The 21389-nt window shown below is 47.4% G+C and carries 26 protein-coding genes and 2 tRNA genes; 6 read left to right on the top strand and 22 right to left on the bottom strand.

The window, feature by feature from the left end:
• Positions 1-25: 25 nt before the first annotated feature.
• Positions 26-115, bottom strand: coding sequence for a cytochrome bd-I oxidase subunit CydH (gene cydH, locus NBA72_RS01500; RefSeq protein WP_000102277.1), 90 nt, complete (start codon positions 113-115; stop codon positions 26-28).
• Positions 116-410: 295 nt separating this feature from the next.
• Between cydH and purR the strand changes: the two genes are divergently transcribed.
• Positions 411-1436, top strand: coding sequence for an HTH-type transcriptional repressor PurR (purR, locus tag NBA72_RS01495; RefSeq protein ID WP_000190992.1), 1026 nt, complete (start codon positions 411-413; stop codon positions 1434-1436).
• Here the strand turns inward: purR and punR are convergent.
• Positions 1433-2365, bottom strand: coding sequence for a DNA-binding transcriptional activator PunR (gene punR / locus NBA72_RS01490; protein WP_000269523.1), 933 nt, complete (start codon positions 2363-2365; stop codon positions 1433-1435). The two genes, purR and punR, sit on opposite strands and share 4 nt — an antisense overlap.
• A 112-nt stretch (positions 2366-2477) precedes the next feature.
• On the opposite strand from punR, the gene punC reads away from it, so the two are divergent.
• Positions 2478-3683 carry a purine nucleoside transporter PunC gene (gene punC / locus NBA72_RS01485; RefSeq protein ID WP_042947368.1) on the top strand — a complete coding sequence of 402 codons (1206 nt, stop codon included), beginning with the start codon at positions 2478-2480 and terminating at the stop codon, positions 3681-3683.
• Positions 3684-3972: 289 nt separating this feature from the next.
• Positions 3973-5121 (top strand): cyclopropane fatty acyl phospholipid synthase, encoded by a 1149-nt coding sequence (gene cfa, locus NBA72_RS01480; RefSeq protein WP_000098879.1) that lies wholly within the window; start codon positions 3973-3975, stop codon positions 5119-5121.
• A gap of 41 nt (positions 5122-5162) precedes the next feature.
• Here the strand turns inward: cfa and NBA72_RS01475 are convergent, their stop codons facing one another.
• Positions 5163-5804 (bottom strand): riboflavin synthase, encoded by a 642-nt coding sequence (locus tag NBA72_RS01475; RefSeq protein ID WP_000493971.1) that lies wholly within the window; start codon positions 5802-5804, stop codon positions 5163-5165.
• 216 nt (positions 5805-6020) lie between these two features.
• Between NBA72_RS01475 and mdtK the strand changes: the two genes are divergently transcribed.
• The 3 genes from mdtK to NBA72_RS01460 all read left to right on the top strand — a co-directional run bounded on the left by mdtK (position 6021) and on the right by NBA72_RS01460 (position 7709).
• Entirely contained in the window at positions 6021-7394 is a 1374-nt protein-coding gene (gene mdtK, locus NBA72_RS01470; RefSeq protein ID WP_042947370.1) for a multidrug efflux MATE transporter MdtK, read from the top strand.
• Positions 7395-7545: 151 nt separating this feature from the next.
• A tRNA-Val gene (locus NBA72_RS01465) sits at positions 7546-7622 on the top strand.
• A 10-nt stretch (positions 7623-7632) separates the two neighbouring features.
• A tRNA-Val gene (locus NBA72_RS01460) sits at positions 7633-7709 on the top strand.
• Positions 7710-7867: 158 nt separating this feature from the next.
• Here NBA72_RS01460 and ssaU read toward each other — a convergent pair.
• The 19 genes from ssaU to sseF all read right to left on the bottom strand — a co-directional run bounded on the left by ssaU (position 7868) and on the right by sseF (position 21381).
• A complete protein-coding gene (gene ssaU, locus NBA72_RS01455) occupies positions 7868-8926 on the bottom strand; it encodes an SPI-2 type III secretion system apparatus protein SsaU (protein WP_001291718.1) in 1059 nt (352 codons plus the stop codon).
• Positions 8923-9702 (bottom strand): SPI-2 type III secretion system apparatus protein SsaT, encoded by a 780-nt coding sequence (gene ssaT, locus NBA72_RS01450; RefSeq protein WP_000068762.1) that lies wholly within the window; start codon positions 9700-9702, stop codon positions 8923-8925. The genes ssaU and ssaT overlap by 4 nt, the downstream gene beginning before the upstream one ends.
• On the bottom strand, positions 9703-9969 hold the full coding sequence (ssas, locus tag NBA72_RS01445) for an SPI-2 type III secretion system apparatus protein SsaS (protein ID WP_000999982.1): 267 nt from the start codon (positions 9967-9969) through the stop codon (positions 9703-9705).
• Positions 9966-10613, bottom strand: a complete 648-nt coding sequence (gene ssaR / locus NBA72_RS01440; RefSeq protein ID WP_000056367.1) for an SPI-2 type III secretion system export apparatus protein SsaR — start codon at positions 10611-10613, stop codon at positions 9966-9968. Before ssaR ends, ssas begins: the two co-directional genes overlap by 4 nt.
• A 67-nt stretch (positions 10614-10680) precedes the next feature.
• On the bottom strand, positions 10681-11649 hold the full coding sequence (gene ssaQ / locus NBA72_RS01435) for an SPI-2 type III secretion system cytoplasmic ring protein SsaQ (RefSeq protein ID WP_000944180.1): 969 nt from the start codon (positions 11647-11649) through the stop codon (positions 10681-10683).
• Positions 11630-12004: an SPI-2 type III secretion system apparatus protein SsaP gene (gene ssaP / locus NBA72_RS01430; protein ID WP_001223306.1), complete on the bottom strand. Its 375-nt coding sequence runs from the start codon at positions 12002-12004 to the stop codon at positions 11630-11632. The genes ssaQ and ssaP overlap by 20 nt, the downstream gene beginning before the upstream one ends.
• Positions 11985-12362, bottom strand: a complete 378-nt coding sequence (gene ssaO / locus NBA72_RS01425; protein WP_042947374.1) for an SPI-2 type III secretion system apparatus protein SsaO — start codon at positions 12360-12362, stop codon at positions 11985-11987. The genes ssaP and ssaO overlap by 20 nt, the downstream gene beginning before the upstream one ends.
• Positions 12363-12364: 2 nt before the next feature.
• The gene (gene ssaN, locus NBA72_RS01420; RefSeq protein ID WP_042947375.1) at positions 12365-13666 is read right to left on the bottom strand and encodes a SctN family type III secretion system ATPase SsaN; all 1302 of its coding nucleotides are present in this window, start codon (positions 13664-13666) and stop codon (positions 12365-12367) included.
• Positions 13656-15701, bottom strand: coding sequence for an SPI-2 type III secretion system apparatus protein SsaV (gene ssaV, locus NBA72_RS01415; protein WP_020898731.1), 2046 nt, complete (start codon positions 15699-15701; stop codon positions 13656-13658). Before ssaV ends, ssaN begins: the two co-directional genes overlap by 11 nt.
• Positions 15686-16054 (bottom strand): SPI-2 type III secretion system apparatus protein SsaM, encoded by a 369-nt coding sequence (gene ssaM, locus NBA72_RS01410; RefSeq protein ID WP_000383700.1) that lies wholly within the window; start codon positions 16052-16054, stop codon positions 15686-15688. The genes ssaV and ssaM overlap by 16 nt, the downstream gene beginning before the upstream one ends.
• A gap of 57 nt (positions 16055-16111) precedes the next feature.
• The gene (gene ssaL, locus NBA72_RS01405) at positions 16112-17128 is read right to left on the bottom strand and encodes an SPI-2 type III secretion system apparatus protein SsaL (protein WP_077917520.1); all 1017 of its coding nucleotides are present in this window, start codon (positions 17126-17128) and stop codon (positions 16112-16114) included.
• Complete coding sequence (ssaK, locus tag NBA72_RS01400) at positions 17094-17768, bottom strand: SPI-2 type III secretion system apparatus protein SsaK (protein WP_000011191.1); 675 nt, start codon at positions 17766-17768, stop codon at positions 17094-17096. Before ssaK ends, ssaL begins: the two co-directional genes overlap by 35 nt.
• Positions 17765-18313, bottom strand: coding sequence for a type III secretion system domain-containing protein (locus NBA72_RS01395; RefSeq protein WP_023194624.1), 549 nt, complete (start codon positions 18311-18313; stop codon positions 17765-17767). Before NBA72_RS01395 ends, ssaK begins: the two co-directional genes overlap by 4 nt.
• A gap of 17 nt (positions 18314-18330) precedes the next feature.
• Complete coding sequence (gene ssaJ / locus NBA72_RS01390; protein WP_042947379.1) at positions 18331-19080, bottom strand: SPI-2 type III secretion system apparatus lipoprotein SsaJ; 750 nt, start codon at positions 19078-19080, stop codon at positions 18331-18333.
• Positions 19077-19325: a SctI family type III secretion system inner rod subunit SsaI gene (ssaI, locus tag NBA72_RS01385; protein ID WP_023194623.1), complete on the bottom strand. Its 249-nt coding sequence runs from the start codon at positions 19323-19325 to the stop codon at positions 19077-19079. Before ssaI ends, ssaJ begins: the two co-directional genes overlap by 4 nt.
• Positions 19326-19336: 11 nt before the next feature.
• Complete coding sequence (locus NBA72_RS01380; RefSeq protein WP_000444713.1) at positions 19337-19627, bottom strand: EscG/YscG/SsaH family type III secretion system needle protein co-chaperone; 291 nt, start codon at positions 19625-19627, stop codon at positions 19337-19339.
• Complete coding sequence (gene ssaG, locus NBA72_RS01375) at positions 19605-19820, bottom strand: type III secretion system needle filament protein SsaG (RefSeq protein WP_000350226.1); 216 nt, start codon at positions 19818-19820, stop codon at positions 19605-19607. Before ssaG ends, NBA72_RS01380 begins: the two co-directional genes overlap by 23 nt.
• Positions 19821-19912: 92 nt before the next feature.
• Positions 19913-20602: a pathogenicity island 2 effector protein SseG gene (sseG, locus tag NBA72_RS01370; RefSeq protein ID WP_000805837.1), complete on the bottom strand. Its 690-nt coding sequence runs from the start codon at positions 20600-20602 to the stop codon at positions 19913-19915.
• Positions 20599-21381, bottom strand: a complete 783-nt coding sequence (sseF, locus tag NBA72_RS01365) for a type III secretion systems effector SseF (RefSeq protein ID WP_023194622.1) — start codon at positions 21379-21381, stop codon at positions 20599-20601. Before sseF ends, sseG begins: the two co-directional genes overlap by 4 nt.
• Positions 21382-21389 lie beyond the last annotated feature (8 nt).

Raw genomic sequence — 21389 nt, 5'->3', positions numbered from 1 at the left:
ACGCCCACCCTCAGAAGAGAGGAAATCAGTGCAGAGCGGCCGTTAATCCACCTGCGACAATCACGCCCAGAACAATCAGCGTAGTAATCAACGAAAATTTCAGGTCGGTACTCATCAAGTTTTCTCCTTTTTATTCCCACACAAAAAGTGATATAGCGCATTTTTGCACATTCCCGCACAAAAATCTCTCATGTTTTATATTGATAACTGTTTTTAACGCTTCCCCTTTTCCTCAAGATCAGACAAAATTCCAGGCTTACTGAATTAGCGTAACGGCCATTGACCCCTTCCTGACGTTCCGTGTCGTTTTTCCGGCGTGCCGCAACCCTGATGTTGCGATTAGGGTGTGTGTAGGCAAACGTTTACCTGGCGTTTCTCAGGAGCTTAGCGAGGGTCTGGAGTGAAATGTAATGGCAACAATTAAAGATGTAGCGAAACGAGCAAACGTTTCCACTACAACTGTATCACACGTAATCAACAAAACGCGTTTTGTCGCTGAAGAAACGCGTAACGCGGTCTGGGCGGCAATTAAAGAGCTGCACTACTCTCCCAGCGCCGTCGCGCGTAGCCTGAAGGTTAACCATACCAAGTCGATAGGCTTACTGGCGACCAGCAGCGAAGCGGCCTATTTTGCCGAAATTATCGAGGCAGTTGAAAAAAACTGTTTCCAGAAAGGCTATACGCTGATTTTAGGCAACGCCTGGAATAACCTGGAAAAACAGCGCGCCTACCTGTCCATGATGGCGCAAAAGCGCGTGGATGGCCTGCTGGTGATGTGTTCTGAGTATCCAGAACCTCTGCTTTCCATGCTGGAAGAGTATCGCCATATTCCGATGGTGGTGATGGACTGGGGTGAAGCGAAGGCCGATTTTACCGACACGGTGATTGATAACGCCTTTGCAGGCGGCTATATGGCGGGTCGTTATCTGGTTGAGCGCGGCCACCGGGATATCGGCGTTATTCCCGGCCCGCTGGAGCGCAACACCGGCGCGGGCCGGCTGGCAGGCTTTATGAAAGCCATGGAGGAGGCGCTGATCAACGTGCCGGACAACTGGATTGTTCAGGGCGACTTCGAGCCGGAATCCGGTTACCACGCGATGCAGCAAATCTTATCGCAGTCACATCGCCCTACCGCCGTTTTCTGCGGCGGCGATATTATGGCGATGGGCGCGCTTTGCGCGGCTGACGAAATGGGGCTTCGCGTACCGCAGGACGTTTCGGTGATCGGTTATGACAATGTGCGTAACGCCCGTTTCTTTACCCCGGCGCTGACGACGATTCACCAGCCCAAAGACTCTTTAGGCGAAACCGCATTTAATATGCTACTGGATCGCATCGTCAATAAGCGTGAAGAGTCACAGTCTATTGAAGTTCATCCACGCCTGGTTGAGCGTCGCTCGGTCGCTGACGGCCCGTTCCGCGACTATCGGCGTTAATCCCCGCTGTCGGGAGCCTCTTCTGGCTCCCGCAGCCACTCCCGATTCAACGTTTCGCTATCGCCCAAATAGTCCAGCAGCCATGCCAGCGCGGGCGAGGCCTCGTTTTGCTGCCACGTCACGCAACAGGCCGCATCGGGAAACGGATTCTCTAACGTCAGCGCCACCCATTTTCCGCTGTCTATCCACTGGCGGGCAAAATGCGTCGGCACCATTCCCACGCATAGTCCTGCCGACAGGCAGGTTGCCGATGACTCCCAGTCCGGTACGACGACCCTTTTTTGGTTATCCAGCAGCCAGGTAATCCGTTTCGGTAAGGTTCGCGAAGTGTCCTCCCTGACCAGCGACGGCCAGTTGCGCAGGGTATCATCGCTTAACGGCCCAGGCATCGACGCCAGCGGGTGATCGCTTGCCACTACGCAGCTCCAGCTCAGGGTCCCCATATCCCGAAAAGCGTAACGCCCCCCTACCGGAATCGCCTGCGTCGCCCCAATCGCCAGTTCGACACGCCCGTCGGAGAGCGCGTCCCAGACGCCGTTAAACACCTCCTGAAAAACCAGCAGTTCCACATCGTCAAAATGGCGATAGAAATCGACGATCATCTGCCGGGTACGTTCTGGTCTGACGATATTGTCCACCGCAATAGCTAACTGCCCGCGCCAGCCATTAGCAATTTGCTGACACTGTTGGCGAGTGATCTGCATTTTTTTGATAACAGAACGCCCTTCTTTTAAAAACCAGACGCCAGCAGGCGTCAGTTCAACATCACGGTGACGTCGTACAAAAAGCGGTACGGCCAGCCACTCCTCTAACTGACGAACGGTGTAACTGACTGCTGAAGGCACACGGTGCAGTTCCTGCGCCGCCGCGCTAAAACTGCCATTGCGCGCTACGGCGTCAACCACTTCAAGCGAGTATTCCGACCACATAATTTGCCTACAAAAATTTTGAATTCACTGGACAAATATTAACGTTTCACAACCGTAATTTCACTCCCTACACTCTGCGACAATGTCTGTCTGATAAGAAAGAGAAACAAATATGCAACCTGGAAAAGGTTTTTTAGTCTGGTTAGCCGGTCTTAGCGTGCTGGGATTTCTGGCTACGGACATGTACCTGCCCGCGTTTGCCGCCATACAGGCGGATTTACAAACGCCTGCCGCCGCGGTCAGCGCCAGCCTCAGCCTGTTTTTAGCTGGCTTTGCCGTCGCGCAACTCCTCTGGGGACCGCTATCGGATCGTTATGGCCGTAAACCGATTTTACTGCTGGGGTTATCTATCTTTGCGCTCGGAAGTCTGGGGATGCTGTGGGTAGAAAGCGCGGCAGCACTGCTGACGCTGCGCTTTGTGCAGGCCGTCGGCGTTTGTGCGGCAACGGTAATCTGGCAAGCGCTGGTGACCGATTATTATCCTTCGCAAAAAATTAACCGTATCTTCGCCACTATCATGCCACTGGTGGGATTATCCCCGGCGCTTGCGCCCTTACTGGGAAGCTGGATACTGACGCATTTCTCATGGCAGGCGATTTTCGCCACTCTGTTCGTGATTACGTTGTTGCTGATGTTGCCGGCGCTGCGCTTAAAACCATCGGTAAAAGCGCGTACCGAAGGACAGGATAAACTCACTTTCGCGACGTTGTTACGCTCTAAAACCTATCGCGGTAATGTGCTGATTTATGCCGCCTGTTCCGCCAGCTTTTTTGCGTGGCTAACAGGGTCCCCGTTTATTCTCAGCGCGATGGGTTACAGCCCGGCAGTGATTGGCCTGAGCTATGTTCCGCAAACCATCGCTTTTCTGATTGGCGGATATGGTTGCCGCGCGGCGCTACAAAAATGGCAGGGCTACCAATTGCTTCCGTGGCTATTAGGGCTGTACGCGCTGAGCGTTATCGCCACCTGGGGAGCGGGCCTTCTGAATAATACCTCACTGGTGGAGATCCTGATTCCTTTCTGCGTAATGGCGATTGCTAATGGCGCCATCTACCCTATCGTCGTCGCGCAAGCGTTACGCCCTTTCCCTCAAGCCACGGGGCGCGCTGCGGCGCTACAAAATACGCTGCAGCTGGGGTTATGTTTCCTGGCAAGCCTGGTGGTTTCATGGCTCATCAGCACGCCGCTACTGACCACCACCAGCGTAATGCTCTCTACCGTTGTTCTGGCGGCGTTAGGCTATAAAATGCAGTCTCATGCAGAGTGCGCTGAGACTGGGTTTCCTCATGCCAATGTCGCCCACGACAAGTCTCACTAAAAGCTTGTTAACCGCTGGTAATTAGCACGCTAACAATTTTCGGTTGAATCATCAAAAATTGCGGCCTATACTGATTCACGGTTGTTTATATTACGATAATTATTAGGCATTAACGGGAACCGGAGCGTTCCCGATTCACCATGGATGGCCTTTTCGGCAAGGGTTCCTCCCTTCCTCTGTTCTACGTCGGATAACTGGCTCACGGAATTGCCCGTGGGATTTCTCACAAAGCCAAAAAAGCGTCTACGCTGTTTTAAGGTTCTGATCACCGTCCAGTGATGGAGAAACTATGAGTTCATCGTGTATAGAAGAAGTCAGCGTACCGGATGATAACTGGTACCGAATCGCCAACGAATTGTTAAGTCGCGCGGATATTACAATTAATGGTTCCGCCCCGTCTGACATTCGTGTTAAGAATCCCGATTTTTTTAAACGCGTCCTTCAGGAAGGATCGTTGGGGTTAGGTGAGAGTTACATGGATGGCTGGTGGGAATGCGAGCGTCTGGATATTTTCTTCAGCAAAGTCTTACGTGCCGGTCTTGAAAATCAACTCCCCCACCATGTTAAAGATACGCTCCGTATCCTCGGCGCGCGTCTGATTAATCTACAAAGTAAAAAACGCGCCTGGATTGTCGGCAAGGAACATTACGATCTTGGTAATGACCTTTTTTCCCGTATGCTCGATCCCTATATGCAATATTCTTGCGCCTACTGGAAAGATGCCGATACGCTGGAAGCGGCACAGCAAGCCAAGCTGAAATTGATTTGCGAAAAGCTACAGCTACAACCGGGGATGCGTGTGCTGGATATCGGCTGCGGCTGGGGCGGCCTGTCGCAATATATGGCGACCCATTATGGCGTTAGCGTGGTGGGCGTAACGATCTCCGCTGAACAACAAAAAATGGCGCAGACGCGTTGCGAAGGTCTGGATGTCTCCATTCTCCTCGAAGATTATCGCGACCTTAACGATCAGTTTGACCGAATCGTCTCCGTCGGTATGTTCGAACATGTCGGGCCAAAAAACTACAACACCTATTTTGAGGTCGTTGACAGGAATTTAAAACCGGATGGTCTTTTCCTGCTCCATACTATTGGTTCTAAAAAAACCGATCATAATGTCGATCCGTGGATCAATAAGTATATTTTCCCCAACGGTTGTTTGCCGTCTGTTCGTCAAATCGCCGAGGCCAGCGAATCACACTTTGTAATGGAAGACTGGCATAACTTTGGCGCCGACTATGACACGACTCTGATGGCGTGGCATGAGCGCTTTATCAATGCCTGGCCAGAGATTGCGGGCAATTATAACGAGCGCTTTAAACGTATGTTCAGCTATTATCTCAATGCCTGCGCGGGTGCGTTTCGCGCACGTGATATCCAGCTTTGGCAGGTGGTATTTACGCGCGGCGTTGAAAACGGTCTGCGCGTTCCTCGCTAATCATCGCCCCCGCATTTCATGCGGGGGAATCTTATTTTCCGTTAGCCAATGTCGGCCTGATTTCTGACCGCATTTTCTCGCGCAGCCAGTACGCGTTCTACGGTATCGACAACCGCCTGCGTTTGCGGATCGATCTCGATATTCACACGCTCACCCAGTTTTTTTCTGCCAAGCGTAGTACGCTCCAGCGTTTCCGGAATGAGATGCACGCAGAAGCGCGTTGGCGTTACCTCGCCGACGGTCAAACTGATGCCGTCGACGCCGATAAAGCCTTTGTACAGGATATACTTCATCAGGGACGCATCCTGCACTTTAAACCACACCTGATGGTTATTTTCGGAGGTCAGGATTTTCGCGATCTCCGCCGTCGTAATAATATGCCCCGACATCAGATGTCCACCGATTTCATCGCTGAATTTGGCGGCGCGCTCTACGTTGACCTCATCACCTACCCTCAACGCGCCCAGATTGGTGATGCGCAACGTTTCTTTCATCAGATCAAAACTTATCTGATTGCCGTTTATTTCAGTCACCGTCAAACAGCATCCGTTATGCGCTACCGACGCCCCCGTCTCCAGCCCCTCCAGCATGTAGTCCGGTAACGTCACCACATGGGTGCGAAAGTTGGGTTTTTCATCAATCGATACCAGTTTCGCGGTACCCTGTACGATCCCCGTAAACATATCTTCAACTCCTGAAATAAATAAAAGCAGAACTGTTCAGCACAATAGCAGGTGGAAAAACAGCTTGCCAGCAATGCGCCGTTAACAACTGTTTTTTCGCTGGAGAAATAGTAATACCCCGCTACAATAGACTGAAATTTCCCCTGCTATTTCTTTTGGCTGCCACTACGGCGGCTTTTTAGTCTTTCATATAACAACAAAATAAAAGGTGAATACGTGCAGAAGTATACCAGTGAAGCGCGTCAGTTATTAGCGTTAGCGATACCGGTGATCCTTGATCAAGTGGCACAGACCGCAATGGGATTCGTCGATACCGTCATGGCGGGAGGCTATAGCGCTACGGACATGGCTGCCGTCGCTATCGGCACCTCTATCTGGCTTCCCGCCATTTTGTTTGGTCACGGCTTACTGCTGGCCTTGACGCCTGTGATTGCGCAACTCAATGGCTCCGGCCGCCGTGAGCGTATCGCGCATCAGGTTCGACAAGGGTTCTGGCTGGCGGGCTTTGTCTCCGTGCTGGTGATGATCGTCTTGTGGAATGCCGGATACATTATCCGCTCCATGCATAATATTGATCCGGCGCTGGCCGATAAAGCCGTGGGTTATCTTCGCGCGCTGCTGTGGGGCGCGCCAGGATACCTTTTCTTTCAGGTAGCGCGAAACCAGTGCGAAGGTCTGGCCAAAACCAAACCGGGTATGGTGATGGGATTTTTGGGCCTGCTGGTGAATATTCCGGTGAACTATATTTTTATCTATGGCCATTTTGGTATGCCTGAACTTGGCGGTATCGGCTGCGGCGTTGCGACCGCAGCGGTCTATTGGGTGATGTTTATCGCCATGCTTTCTTACATTAAACACGCGCGTTCAATGCGTGATATTCGTAATGAAACAGGCTTTGGCAAACCTGATAGCGTCGTCATGAAGCGCCTGATTCAACTAGGGTTGCCGATTGCGCTGGCGCTGTTCTTTGAAGTGACGTTGTTTGCGGTCGTTGCGCTGCTGGTTTCGCCATTAGGTATTGTGGATGTCGCGGGTCATCAGATTGCGCTTAACTTTAGCTCGCTGATGTTCGTGCTGCCGATGTCGCTGGCTGCGGCGGTAACGATTCGAGTGGGTTATCGTCTGGGCCAGGGCTCAACGCTGGATGCGCAAACCGCAGCGCGTACCGGTTTAGGCGTTGGCATTTGTATGGCTGTGGTTACCGCGATCTTTACCGTGACTCTGCGTAAGCATATTGCTTTGCTCTACAATGACAACCCTGAGGTCGTGGCGCTTGCCGCGCAATTAATGCTGCTCGCTGCGGTTTACCAGATTTCCGACTCTATACAGGTTATCGGCAGCGGTATTCTGCGCGGTTATAAAGATACGCGTTCCATCTTTTTTATCACCTTTACCGCCTACTGGGTGTTAGGTTTACCCAGCGGTTATATCCTGGCGTTAACGGATCTGGTGGTGGATCGTATGGGACCGGCAGGCTTCTGGATGGGGTTCATCATCGGCCTGACCTCGGCGGCGGTGTTAATGATGCTACGGATGCGCTATCTACAACGTCAGCCGTCCGCCATCATTTTGCAGCGCGCTGCGCGATAATACGACGATAGCCGTCGCATGGCGGCTATTTTCTCGACATGTTGCATATTTCCACCGCAATCAGGTGATTTCAGGAAGAAAATTGCGATTTCCCTCTTGCCTCATTGCAGTTGTGACGCTAATATTCGTCCCCGTTGTCACCTACAACGTTGCGTTCATAGCTCAGTTGGTTAGAGCACCACCTTGACATGGTGGGGGTCGTTGGTTCGAGTCCAATTGAACGCACCATCATTTTAATGCGTCTGTAGCTCAGTTGGTTAGAGCACCACCTTGACATGGTGGGGGTCGATGGTTCGAGTCCATTCAGACGCACCAATCCATTATCTTGTTTAATTTTAAAATACGCTATCTGGTGCTTGTGCCAAGCTAAAAGCGATTATTTTCAGTCTCTCATCTTTATCGTCAAGCGCTGCTCTATACTGTATTACCCCTCTTAACCTTCGCAGTGGCCTGAAGAAGCATACCAAAGGCATTTATGGTGTTTCGGTAGAATGCGCATAATCTATCTTCATCACCATACGTAACAAGGCTGCAACGGGTTCAAATAACGTTTCAGGAATTTTATCTCCGCGTTCCACTTCAAAAAATAATGAGCGGGCCAGCTCAACATTTTCAACAACGGGGATGCAGTTGCGTTCAGCGATGTTAACGATATAGTTAGCTTGAGCATCACTGCCTTTTTCCAGAACGCGTGGTATTGGCATATCGGTGGGATGATAGCCGAGACAAACCGCAATATGCGTTGGATTACGCACTACCGCAACAGATTGTTTAACAGATTGAGCTAAACTCCCACTCTGTATTTCACTCTGCATTTCCCGACGCCGTGTCTTCATTTGAGGATCGCCCTCCAGATCTTTATGCTCCTGTTTTACGTCATCTTTACTCATTTTTAGATCTTTTCTAATCTTATAATATTGAAAAGAATAGTCCAGTATGCCAACGACGATATAAAAAGCCATTACCCCTACCCATAACCATTTTATTAAAGAAGAAACCACAAGCAGACCACAGACTAACCCACAGTACGGTAGCGCCCGAAAAGTACTGGCATAATAATAAAAGAAAAAGGCAAAGATAAGAGATAACATGATAACTTTCAGGCTGGATTTACATAATTCTACTACGCTATGTAAAGAGAATATCTGCTTAAAATTACTTACCGGATTTATGTGCTCGCTTTTAAAACCAATGGCCTTGCTGGCAATAACCACCCCCACCTGAAGAAACACGCTACCCACAGTAGCAACTATTACCCCAGCGCCCAGAAACAGCAGTGCAGAAGTCAATGACTCTATTAAAGCATGACTCAATTGCGTTAATGCATAAGAAAATGGTTTATTTACTAATTGTAATGTGAAAGTTATTGACTCAATCAGTATCAAAATCATCTTTTCAGTAAAGAAATGAAAATACAAATAAAGCGCAATCAGCTGAAATAATGATGTTATTTCAATACTTTTGACAACCTGCCCTTCCTTACGGCCATCACGTAATTTCTTTTCTGTAGGCTGTTCTGTTTTCTCGCTCATACAGATGGAAACCAGTCTTTTAGATAAATATAAAATTTATCACTTTCAACCAAATAGTGATGAAGAGCATAAGGGAATGAGATCAGGAGCGTCAGTAGAACCAATATACTTTTGAGCGGCATTGAGAAGAAAAACACATTCAATTGTTGTGCCGACCGATTTAAAAGACCTAAAGCCAGATCGGCTAATACCATACATATTATGGCAGGAAGAGAGAAGCTGATGCATAATTGATAAAGCGTTCTCCACTCTGCCTGGATATATTTTAAAAATTGCCGGTCAAATAATAAAGTACGCCCTGGTGGTAAATATTGATATGACTCATACAGAATATTTAATATAAACTCCATGCCGCCGCTTATAAAGAAAATAACACACAAAAACTGGCTGAAAAGCAAGCCAAAAAGTGAGGTTTCAGCTTCCATTGTAGAATTGAATATCGTACCCATTGTCGCGCCACGTAAAGTATCAAGCAGAAACCCCGCCATATCAACGGCCCAAAAGGGAACCGCCGCACAAAACCCAATTAAAAAACCAATAATCACCTCTCCAGTGACTAACCCTAACCAACTGTAATCTTTACCAATATGCATCATAATCTTCTGCTGGTAAATGATTGGTAATATCGGAAAGGTAAGTGACATAAGCACGCCATTACGTAAAAGTGCGGCCCCTAAACTGCCACTTTTTAATAAGGGAAGTAATAAAGAAAGGCTCAATGGTCGAATAAAAGCCACAGCCAATGCAATAAGCCACTCATTTACCTGTTGTGCCATTCAACCATGCTCTCCAATTCGTAACATTATCTGCCGGGTATAATTCAACAGGATACCGCTAAGCCATGGGTAGCTGACCATTAAGGTTATTGCAATTGCCAATAATTTAATCATAAACTGTAGCGTTTGGTCCTGTATTTGAGTCAAGGCCTGAACAAGGCTTACGATGACACCAACTACCGATGCCACCAACACTACCGGCATAGACGTAAAAAGGACGATCCATAAAAGTTGCGTTACAAATTGCGTCAATTCAGAATCATTCATGAAAAGCTCTGTACCAATTGCGCCAGTGTCAGATCCCAACCGCCTGCCAGTAAAAATATTAGCAGCTTAAACGGTAATGAAATGGTCATCGGCGACACCATCATCATCCCCATAGCCAGCAGTATATTTGAAATAAGCAGGTCAATAGCCAGAAAGGGAAGATAAATAAGTAATCCAATCCGAAATGCCTGCGTTAACTGACTCACCGTAAATGCCGGAATTAATATGAGCAAAGAATCAGGTTTTATCTTTCTTTTGATGTCTTCAGGCCAGGTTCGTTTTATCAAATTCCGAAAATAATTGGCTTCCTTCTCTTCAGAGTTTTTTTGCAAAAACTGTCGATAAGGCGCTAATGCTTTACTGTCCCACTCAGACGTCCAGAAAGGAGCGCCAGCAACCTGAACCGGATGCCAGCGCTCTTTTACAGCTAATAGCGTCGGTCCCATAATGAATAAGGAAAGTACAAGCGCAAGGCCATACAGTGCGATATTTGGGGGAACTTGTTGAATACCCAGAGCATTTCGTAAAATCGAAAATACCACCGCCAGTTTAAGGAAAGAAGTTCCCATGACGATAATGAGAGGCAGTATTGAAAGCAGAAACAATATACCAATCAGTTGCAAAGGCGAATCGGGTAAAGACATACTGTATCTCTCATGACACGACCTGGAACGCTATTATATTGTTCGCATATTATTTTTGTTATCAGGTTTACGCTGTATTTTTGGAAAGATACCAACGTGTAATACGCACCATAAATTCATTACCACAGGCAATCAACTCACCTTGCCCAATAATACGGTCATTTACTCTTATCGTCACCTCTGGCGCAAAACATCCCCCTACAGGCAAAACGTCCCCCGTTTTAAGTTGTCGTAATTGTCCAATTTCCAGACTCGCACGTCCGACCTCAAAGAGCACCTGTTGTGGTATCTGCTCAAGTTCGACTGAAGACGTTCCGTCACTCTTTGACATTGGACTCCCTGACGCAAGTAGCGTTTCGATATCCTGGACTAATTCGTCAAATTTCATCGTGTTATCCTCTGTCAGCAACACCCTTGCGTAGATTCCCCCAGGTAGTTGAATAGCAAAAAAACCGAGTCTGATGTCGCCGAAGCAATGAATCCGAACGCCCATGCCGATTTCGATAGACTCAAGTTCGATTAATGTAAGCTGGCACCAACCTGAATATACAGGGACTACCACAGGAGGGGCAGGATAAATCTGTTGACGCTCAGCAGAAAGCTCTCCGACTATATTGCGCAGAAAACCCGTTGGCCATGTAAAAATAATGCTATGGAACTCATGTTCTTCAACTGTCCATTTAATATGCAACGCTAGCTGATGTGGTAGATTACTGCAGGATGTTGGCGGTTCGTTCTGACAGAGGGTGGCATCACTGGCTTGCAATAACGGCGCCAGCCCCCATTCAGCTATTCCGTATAGCAATTCAGGATCGATAACCGATCGATTAGCGGTGCCAATTAACCCTTCACACCAGCGCTGCCAGCATTGTTCTGCAATCCACACCCTACCCAGCTCATTATGATAATGTATGGTAAATAATGTCCCTTGCTGTACTGGATATTGTTGCATACTCAATGTCAGCTCACCAATGGTAGCGCCTTGCGTTGGAAGCATCTCCATCCACGGACGCTCTTCATTCGCTATTCTTAACATAGAATATCTCCAGGGAAATTATATACCCCATATGCAACAACTGAGACTCCAGCCACTGCTTTAGCGCTTTCATCGAACGGTAAATTTCATGATGAGGGACATTGACTCTTAACTGGATTAGCCCCCCTGATTCACATACTTCACACTCTACACCGTCAAGATAACCACCACTAACACGATAACGTTGCGTGAAAACCACGTTCTTGTTCAATGCTACAGGAGGATTATTCTCACCAATGGGTAATGCCTGGTGCATGAGTTGTTCAAAGTCCATACGTTCCGCCTCCGCCTCGTTATCATCCTGATAAGACTGGCATGGCAACCCAAGACTTCCCTCAACTTTGGTAATACGCATCGCTTAATACCATAGTAATTTTTTCTTTCTTTTTCATAAGCGCATTAAAATTCTTCTGTAATTCGCTTCGCCGGGAGACAAGCTGCTGATACTGATTCTCTAACTGCTGCCGTTGCGTCAAAAAGCTCTGCGCCTGAGTGAATAACCCGGCCATTTGTTGTTTCTTATCCAACAATAAATGACAAGATAACGTACCTTGCCAGCCCATTAATTCTTTCAGTCTGGCAGACACTGCTAAAGCGCGCGTCTGGCAAATCTGCTGTTCCGTAATAATCGCCTGTTGCTGCTGATCAAGTACGGTAAGCTTGCCGCGTAATTGCTTTTCACGCCGCGCGATTATCTCCAGCAAAGTTTCCATGATCACTCGGTGAGTATTTGGTGTAATTTTTCTATGAGTAGCTCGGGTCCGCATACTTCATCCTTACTTTGTCGCAAAAATGTGCAAATATCCGGATAGGTATCAATGGCTTTGTCAGTATCAGTATCAACTCCTCGCTGGTATTCCCCAATGCGTATTAACAGTTCAACCTCCTGGTAAAGCGCCAGGCACCGTCGCAATATCGCCGCCAGTTGACGATGCTCATGGCTGGTAACGACTGGAAAAACGCGGCTGAGCGTTGCCAACACGTCAATGGCAGGATAATGCCCCCTCTCTGCAAGCCGCCGGGATAGCACAATATGTCCGTCAAGCAGTGAACGGACTTCATCCGCCAACGGCTCATTCATATCATCGCCTTCCACCAGTACCGTATAAAATGCGGTAATACTGCCTTTTTCTCCCATTCCTGTACGTTCTAAAAGTCGTGGCAATGCACTAAATACGCCTGGCGGATATTCTCCAGAAACCGCGGTCTCTCCGGCGGCCAGAGCGATTTCCCGTGCGGCCCTGGCATAACGCGTCAGTGAGTCGACAAGCAAGACGACTCGCTTTCCATTATCGCGAAAAAATTCTGCTATCGTGGTGGCCACAAACAGCGCCCTCACGCGCTCTAAGGCGGGTCTGTCAGAGGTTGCGACAACAATGACACAACGTTTTCGGGTCTCTTCAGACAATGTAAAATCGATGAACTCGCGGACTTCTCGTCCACGTTCACCAATTAACACCAGAACATTGCTGTCTGCGTCTGGCGCATTACACAGCATCGCCAGAAGCGTGCTTTTCCCCACGCCAGGAGCAGAAAAAATACCCACTCGTTGCCCTTCGCCACAGGTCGCAACGCTATCAATAGCGCGAATCCCCGTCATTAATGGTTGAGTGATAGGCTGTCGAACCATTGCGGGAGGAGGCATTGCATCATAGTCTTTCCAGCAGACGTCGGGCAGTTCGCGGCCATCAAGGGGACGACCAAATCCATCAATGACTCGCCCTAATAACGCTTCGCCCACGGGAACCTGATGGCGTCGCCTTAAGGCCATCACTTGCTGCCCGCAGTGAAGCCCGATAGTACTCGTAAAAGGAGATAGCAAAGCTTTGCTGCCATTAATCCCCACGACTTCAGCAAGTTCTTCCCCAGGCTTTATACAGCACAACTCGCCCATAAATACCCCAGGCAACCACGCATTTAACAACGTTGCGCTGACATCCTGAATTCGGCCCCATCGACAATAACCATCGGGGGGCGGATATTTCAGCCTCAGACGTTGCATCAATTCATTCTTCATTGTCCGCCAACTCCTCTTCGCTAAGGTCAATACTTTCTACCACTTGTATAAGGCTCTCCTCTCCTAATTCCTGCCATGACAAAATCGGTACGTCGAACAAGGTGGCTTCTGTAATTTTTCGCAAGAAACGTCGGGTGTCGACAGAAGTGACAATGAATAATTTGGTTGACTGCTTCAGCGCCTGCTCGATAAGTTGCAGGATCTGCGTCTTATGACGAGACGACAGCGCAGTATAGGTCCCCATTGCCGTCTGGCGAATGGATTCACGCACGAGGTTCTCAATACCTTCGCCGATCCGCAAAATCGGCAGCGGTTTTCCTTCCGGATTAAGACGACGCAGAATATGACGGCGAAGCGCGATACGGACATATTCTGTCAACATCAGGACATCTTTTTCACGTGGCGCCCAGTCAATTAAGGTGCCGAAAATAAGACGTAAATCTCTAATAGAAACCCGTTCTGATACAAGCCGCTGCAAAGTTTCAGCGATTTTATTAATGGGTAACTGGCGCTGAAGCTCTTTCACCAGCTCAGAGTAGTTTTTTTCCATCGCATTCATTAGATAACGCGTTTCCTGAACACCAATAAACTCTCCCATATGGCGAAGCAGGACACATTTTAATAAGGCAGAGATACGTTGGCTGCCCGCGAAAACGTCCAGTCCAAAACCTTGCGCCTTATGGGCCATCTCTTTTGTAAGCCAACAGATCTGCCCCATCCCGTTCGGTAACGTCTGGCTGTCACCCACCACACTAGCGTCCGCGCCTATCAATAAATAATCCGCCTGGGCGGGGATAGATAAACTAAATACGGGTTCCTGATATAGCAGTACCGTCAATTTTTCGGTGGGTTCAGGCAAAACTTCAATATTCACCTCAGGGAGAGGGACGCCGGTATCCTCAAATAAAAACCATCTCATGGCGTCAATATCACGAATCAGGTCGGCAGAATGTAACGTCGGGGTAAGACGTAAGATTAGAGGACATGCGCCGGGAACCATACTATCTTTTTCCGGTGCTTCGACGCCATTTGCGGAAACCACAGACTTTTTGCGGCGAATGAGGATAATTGGCAATGCTAACAACGCTGAAAAGAAAGCGAGAGTGATAAAAGGAAAGCCAGGAATTAAAGCGAGGAGCATTAAAACCACAGCGGTTAATATGAGCGACTGAGGTTGTCTGGCAATTTGAGAACTCAACTCTGTCGCCAGGTTCTGGCGTTTCTCACCCGGAACACGGGTGACAATAATTCCCGCGCTAAGGGAAATCAGCAGCGATGGAATTTGCCCACATAAACCATCTCCGATTGACAGTACGCTATAAGTGTGAACAGCCTCACTCATCGACATATCATATTGCACGATAGCGATAATGATACCGCCGATAATGTTCACCAGAACAACAATAATACCGGCAATCGTATCGCCTTTAACAAATTTCATCGCACCGTCCATCGCACCGAGAAAGCGGCTTTCCTGCTGGACGTGCTGTCTTAATGTACGGGCATGGTCTGCATCGATAACTCCGGCACGCAAATCGCCATCGATACTCATTTGTTTGCCTGGCATCCCATCAAGCGAGAAACGTGCGCTAACTTCCGCCACCCTCTCGATACCTTTTGTAATGACAATAAACTGCACGATAGTAATGATGGTAAATACGACCAACCCAACGGTGAGATTTCCTCCTACGACAAACTTACCGAAGGCATCCACAATATTACCGGCATTATGTTGTAACAGTACCAGCCGTGATGTGCTGATTGTGAGTGACAAACGATATAATGTGGTAATAAGTAATAAAGACGGAAATACCGATAAATCGAGAGGGTCACTAAGATAAATAGCAATTAAGAGCAGGATCACTGAAAACATAAGGTTGATAGTAATCAGGATATCAACCATCCAGGTCGGTAAAGGTAACAGCATCATCACAATAGCGATTAATAACACTGTCGCCAGAACCATATCCTGCCGACCCGCGCATACACTGAGCCACTGTTGCGCCCTGATTCCCTCACCTAACCATGAACGCATTGCGACTCCAGAAATTTTATTTGTCGATGATGTAATCGTAACCAGAGCTCGGCGGAGCTGGAAAGAGGAGGAGAACAGCTCATTGCAAGCCCATCGCGCAACAAAAATAATCGTTGAGGAATACCCTGGAACGCTGCAGGTTTCCAGTGAGTTAAGGCTTTAAAAAGCAGATCTTCGTCTAAGAAGGTTTGCTTGAGTATCTGACATAAGTGAATACGACCGTTATGATAGTTTAGATAGGTTTCATATTGTCCTTGCCGCCAGAACATATTGGTTGCTAAAGGACGTTCAGCCAATCCTGCTAATTGAATAAAAAGCTGAATATTACGTTCAGTAATAAGATCCCAATCCATCCTGCCGCCTCATGATGAGCCAGAACGCCAATTTACCTAAATATTGAAAGCCAGGTATCAGAATAAAACCTGATTTACCTTTACTTCACGAAGCGTTTCGAGAATTTGTTCACGTTGATCTTCGTCGTTAAAACAGTTATCAGGTATCAGCATAAACTGCGCATCAAGTTGTTGGAGTAACCGATTGAACATCTTCGATGAAGAAACTATAGCGGTAAGTCTATCAAGCAACCAATCACTGAAAAGCCAGCGCTCACAAATAATATCGAGTAGTAGCGGCAGTAATGTATTAGGCGGCAACTGGCAAATCCACTCCTCACGCTGGCACTCTTTTTCAAGGCCAAGGAATAACAACAAACGACGCAAACGTACTAATGCTGCGGCCAAACGACTTTGCTCCGAGGGTTCGATGCATATGCTAAGTTCAAAGGCTATTGCTCTTAGCAAAATACGGACCCGTTCACAGCGATCCGGCCAGTCTGCCACGCGTCTGAACCACTGCGATAAGGGCATTTCATCGTTGTCTATCGCCTGTTGCATAAAACGCTTCAGCGAGGACAGCGTAGCGGTATCCACTTCGCCAAGCTCCAGTAAACTAAAAACGGCAAGTTCCCACCCCTCCTCCGCTGTAAGCGTATCCAGTTGCGATTGCAAATCGCGTTTTTTCTTTTTTGACAACCCGCCGGCAGTAAGCGCCATTGCAAGAGCGATAATTTGATACGCATCCTGTAAATCAGGATCACTATTCTCTTCGGTAAGCGGACGCAACGTTGCTCCATTATCCTCCTGTATTTGTTTTATCAAACGCAGCAAAGCCTGCTGTCTGCGCTCCAGTTTCTCAGCATCCGTGAATTTATAACTTTCGCGCAGTTTACCACTCAGCGCCATTCCTATTTCTTCCATCGTCTCATAGAGCGCTGCCCCCGTCGTTTCCTGTAACTCCTGGAGAGCTAACATTGAAGGCGAAATAACCTCTTGTTCCTCTATAACCTGGCCAGGGGTAAATGCTGTAGGGGGCGTCATTTTTATCTCATTAATTTTAATATTCATCGCTACCTCTTTTATCTTCACCATTACGTAACCATTTCAGTAACGCGTTGAAATGACGAGAAAGTGAAAATTCAACGGCATATCGTGTTGAGGAAAGTTCAGCCTGATCGGGAGAGAAACCAGGCTCGATAATCAACGTAAACCGCTTGCCAAAAGTTTCACGCATCAATGCCTCTTTTTCAGGATGAATACGCAAATAAAGCGCTCCCTCTTCCGCCATAGCCGTGGCCTGGCGTGCCAGACGATGGCACATAACACTGTCTACCGACTGTTGGTCGAACCAGGCCAACAGAACCTGTTCTATACTATTTTTAATATGATGCGCTGCTTGATCGACCAATGAACGAAATTGATTTTCATCTTCTTGTAAATGTTTTACATGCTGTTCCAGCCATTCCACTTCCATTTTTTCCAGCGTATTTTTACGCAACCACGCTAGTTCTTGTTGCTGCTCAACTTTCTGTTCACGCTGATAACGATAGGCGTCTCGGATGATTTTTTCAGCCTTACGGTAAGCGGAGCTCACAATAGCATGTGAAACTCTCTTAGCTTGTTGCTCTTGTGCAAATAAAGTTAATTGTAATGTTATCCACGGTGACTCAATAATATTTCGAGCGGGTAGCTTATGGTTAATTTCCGTCAGAGGAAGTGAAGTAAAACTCATAGCAAATGCTCCATGAAGATAATCTCGGTAAGAGAAGTCTTCGGCCAAAGTATACGCTGCGGAGGGGGTAATAATACTAATAGCGCATGTAAAACCGCATCATCATGCGCTTCCCGATTAAGAATGGCGGTACCGATCTGCAATGCAGTTTGTTGCATCACTTGCGGAGGAAGTAATTTGCCATCTTTTTGCCCCAACCAACCATATAGCTGCCAGATCTCATCCTCGCTAAACCACTGTAGAAGCAATTGCCGATACTCTGGTAGCATAAAATAGTCACTACACCTGAGTTTGAATAATCCCAGCCCAAAGGCAAATGCCGATATACGCGGCGCAAGACGAACCTGCCGTTTTTGCCTGTCATTTAAACAGGCTGGAATAACAGAGCTTCCTCTTAGTCTATTTAACGCTCTGTCAAGAAGACGATCCAACTCGGGCCGATCGCCATAACGCCAGCAGTTTGAAGGATGAAAACCCAGCTTATCCAGCCATTCCGGTACAGCGTAACGAGCAGGTTGCCAGAAATAACGATAAAGTTGCAACACCTCGGGATCAGGTCGGCTCAAAAACGGCGTCTCAGGCAAAAATAGCCGATCAGGATACCCACTCCTAATAACAGTCCTGTCAACGATAACATCAACTGATAAGGGTATTTCATCAACCACTTCACCACCTTCCCTTTATTGGCGTTGATCACGTCCATAATCCAGAATGTTTGCCTCGCGGGTACGTCAGGTACCATTCTGAATTCAGCAGGCTGCATCAAGATACTAATCTTACTGTATTGCAACCCAGGGATTGACATCTCTATTAAATCTTTAATTTTTACCCGAAAGGCCTCCATATTGACCTGAGGTGAATATTTTATAAATACGGCAACTGAGCTCGGAGAAGCGTTACTTCCCTCATCATAAGTCGGTAGCGCAATGGTCACTTTTGCATTAATTACGCCCTCCATCTGACTCAGCATTCCTTCAATTCTTTGTTCTTTTAAAAAATTAATCTTCTGCTGTTCTTCCAGGGGGGATACCACTAACTGATTAGCCGGAAACATCTTATCCGCCGTTGTAAACTGCCGATGCGGATAACCGTTAAGTCTAAGTAGCTCAACCGCATTAATAAACTGCGACTGCTCGACACGTAAGGTTACACCATCCTCTTCCTGTTTTTTTTCCGCATCAATATGATGCTGCATAAGTAATGCCAGCATTTGATTCGCCTCATCTTCTGGCAATGAGCGATAAAGATCCACATCACATGCCGTAAGAAAGAACGTAAGGACAGTAAGAAATACTATACGCTGAACCTTCATGTCATGCTATCCAGCTTATTAAGCGCTTGCGATGCTGCGCCTGATATTCTGGCAAGATAATCGACGCCTACCGTTAACTGCATATAATCCATTTGACTGGTCAACATAACCTGCGGTAATAAAGCACTGGCGTTACTGGTGGATGCATCATCTTTCAGCAATTGTTCAAAAAAATTAATTTGCTCCTGGCTCGGTTCTGCAGAGGACTTTACATAAGATTGAGTGCTTACAGGCACTACGCTCATATCAGAAATATTCAATTTTCAAATCCCTCATTTGGTGCAGGAAATAACAGGCGCAGCGCCATAGCCTCTGGCAAATCAATATCCGATAAAATTTTTGCGGCTTTTAGCGGCTCATTTAAACCCGCCAACAATAATGCCAGACATACCAACTGTAATTTTTTATCCGGAACAATAACCGTTAGCGCTGGTAACATCGCATGTACCTGGGAAATCAGGCTATGGTTAACGCCCGCAAACATGATTTCCAGCAACAACCGTCGAACATCGTCGCTAATAACTTCAGATTTTAGCAATGATTCCACTAAGCATATCCTTGATCATTTTGATCAGTGAACTTTCGTAATTAATAAATGTAGAATACTGCTGTAAGGCAAATTGCGCTTTAATCATCGATTCTGGGTTTAGCAAATCATTACCATTCATTTTGTCATTAATAGCCTGCCCTGCCTGGTGCGCCATGTGGGAGAGCATATCCACTAATTGTGCAATATCCATAATGCTTTTCCTTAAAATAAATACATCGTAAGGATACTGGCAACATAGCAAAATTTAGAAAGCAATGAACATCCGGTATATACCTGAAACGATTACTCCGGCGCACGTTGTTCTGGCGTCACCTGAGCCAGCAAACGATATAATGGGCTGCTGACCTGCATACCGGTCATTGCCATCCCATCCATACCGAAGCGAGTAAAACCCATTAGTCCGTAGGTAATATCATTAAGACGCTCTAATAAATGAGGCTGTAGTCCCAAACTACCACTCCAGTATGAATGCGTCATTACCGTCGCGGTTAAGACTAATCTACCGCCCAGGGAGACGGCTTTAGCAATCGCCATACTTTTGCGTTGATTGGCGAAACAATTAGCAATATAAAAAACGGCATTGCCTATACTGTCGTGAGCCATAGGTAAATGATGTTTATGATGGTAGATAAGACAGGCGACATCCGCGATGGCAATAGCAAGGCCAATTCCCGCCAGGGCTAAGAGCGGTGCGCCTCCACCACTTAGCACTGTTAATGCTATTCCAGCGGAACAGCATAAAATCTGTCCGCCCAAAATGACCGTTTGCCAACTAAAAATTTCTTTTGGAAAACACTCTATCACTCGTTTCGCAAGTCCGGCCAATAACCGCTCATTTCCTTGTTGAGGACCTATTCTACCACTCTCCATATTGGTTTCCGGATGTGGCAATGAGGGACATGGAGGTGATTCCTCAGGCGCGTTAACAGGACGTTGCCCTGCTACCTGAGCATTTGGGCTAACAGGTTTCATGGTTCTCCCTGAGATGTATGACCAGAACTGTCTATTAATGCAGGTGTAGTAGCAGATTGGCAGAGCGATGCCATTTGTTCCGCCAATAACGCACTGGGATCGGCATAAAGTTCATCAACAGAATTTTCCTGATCGTCGCCAGAGGGGCGGGCAAGGCAATAATCCAGTACCGCACCTATCGCCGTCAGGCTAACGGAGGTAATTACACTCCCCATGTCCAAAGAGGCCGCTATATTTTCAGCGGCGGGCAGTGGAAACTGTAGTTGTATAACCAACGAAGAAATAGCGATTCCTGAACGTATTAATAAAGAAAGACAATTAGCAAGGGTGTTAGCGCAGTTAAGACTTGCCCCACATTTTAAGGCCAGCGCACTGACCACAAGAGCAACGCTATCACTGGCGGTTTGTAACGGCTCCTTTTGCTGACATATCAATTGATAATTATGATACGCACAGCAAGCATCCCCAATAGCAATCACGAGCGCCGCCCCCGCAAGAATAGCAATGGGTAATCCTGCCCCGCCAGAAATTACCGCTGCAGCAACCGATAATCCAAACACGACTGTCGCGCCCAGCGCACGAATAGTGTATTGCATAAAATGTATAGCATAATCCCTCTGCTGCCTTATTTGTTCAGGCGTAAGCAGCACAGGGGCTGCGGGGGTGCCAGGGGCTGGAATTTCAGGGGGAGGAAACGATGCCTCCTTCGCTTGTATATCGGAAGGAGGACTATTACCATCGACTATATTGCTTGCCGCTGACGGAATATGAATTTTCATATTTCGTT

The organism is Salmonella sp. NW1250, from assembly GCF_051812965.1.
GTDB classification, from domain to species: Bacteria; Pseudomonadota; Gammaproteobacteria; order Enterobacterales; family Enterobacteriaceae; genus Salmonella; species Salmonella enterica.
The sequence above is the reverse complement of the archived record's forward strand: the minus strand, read 5'-3'. Positions and strand labels throughout refer to the sequence as shown.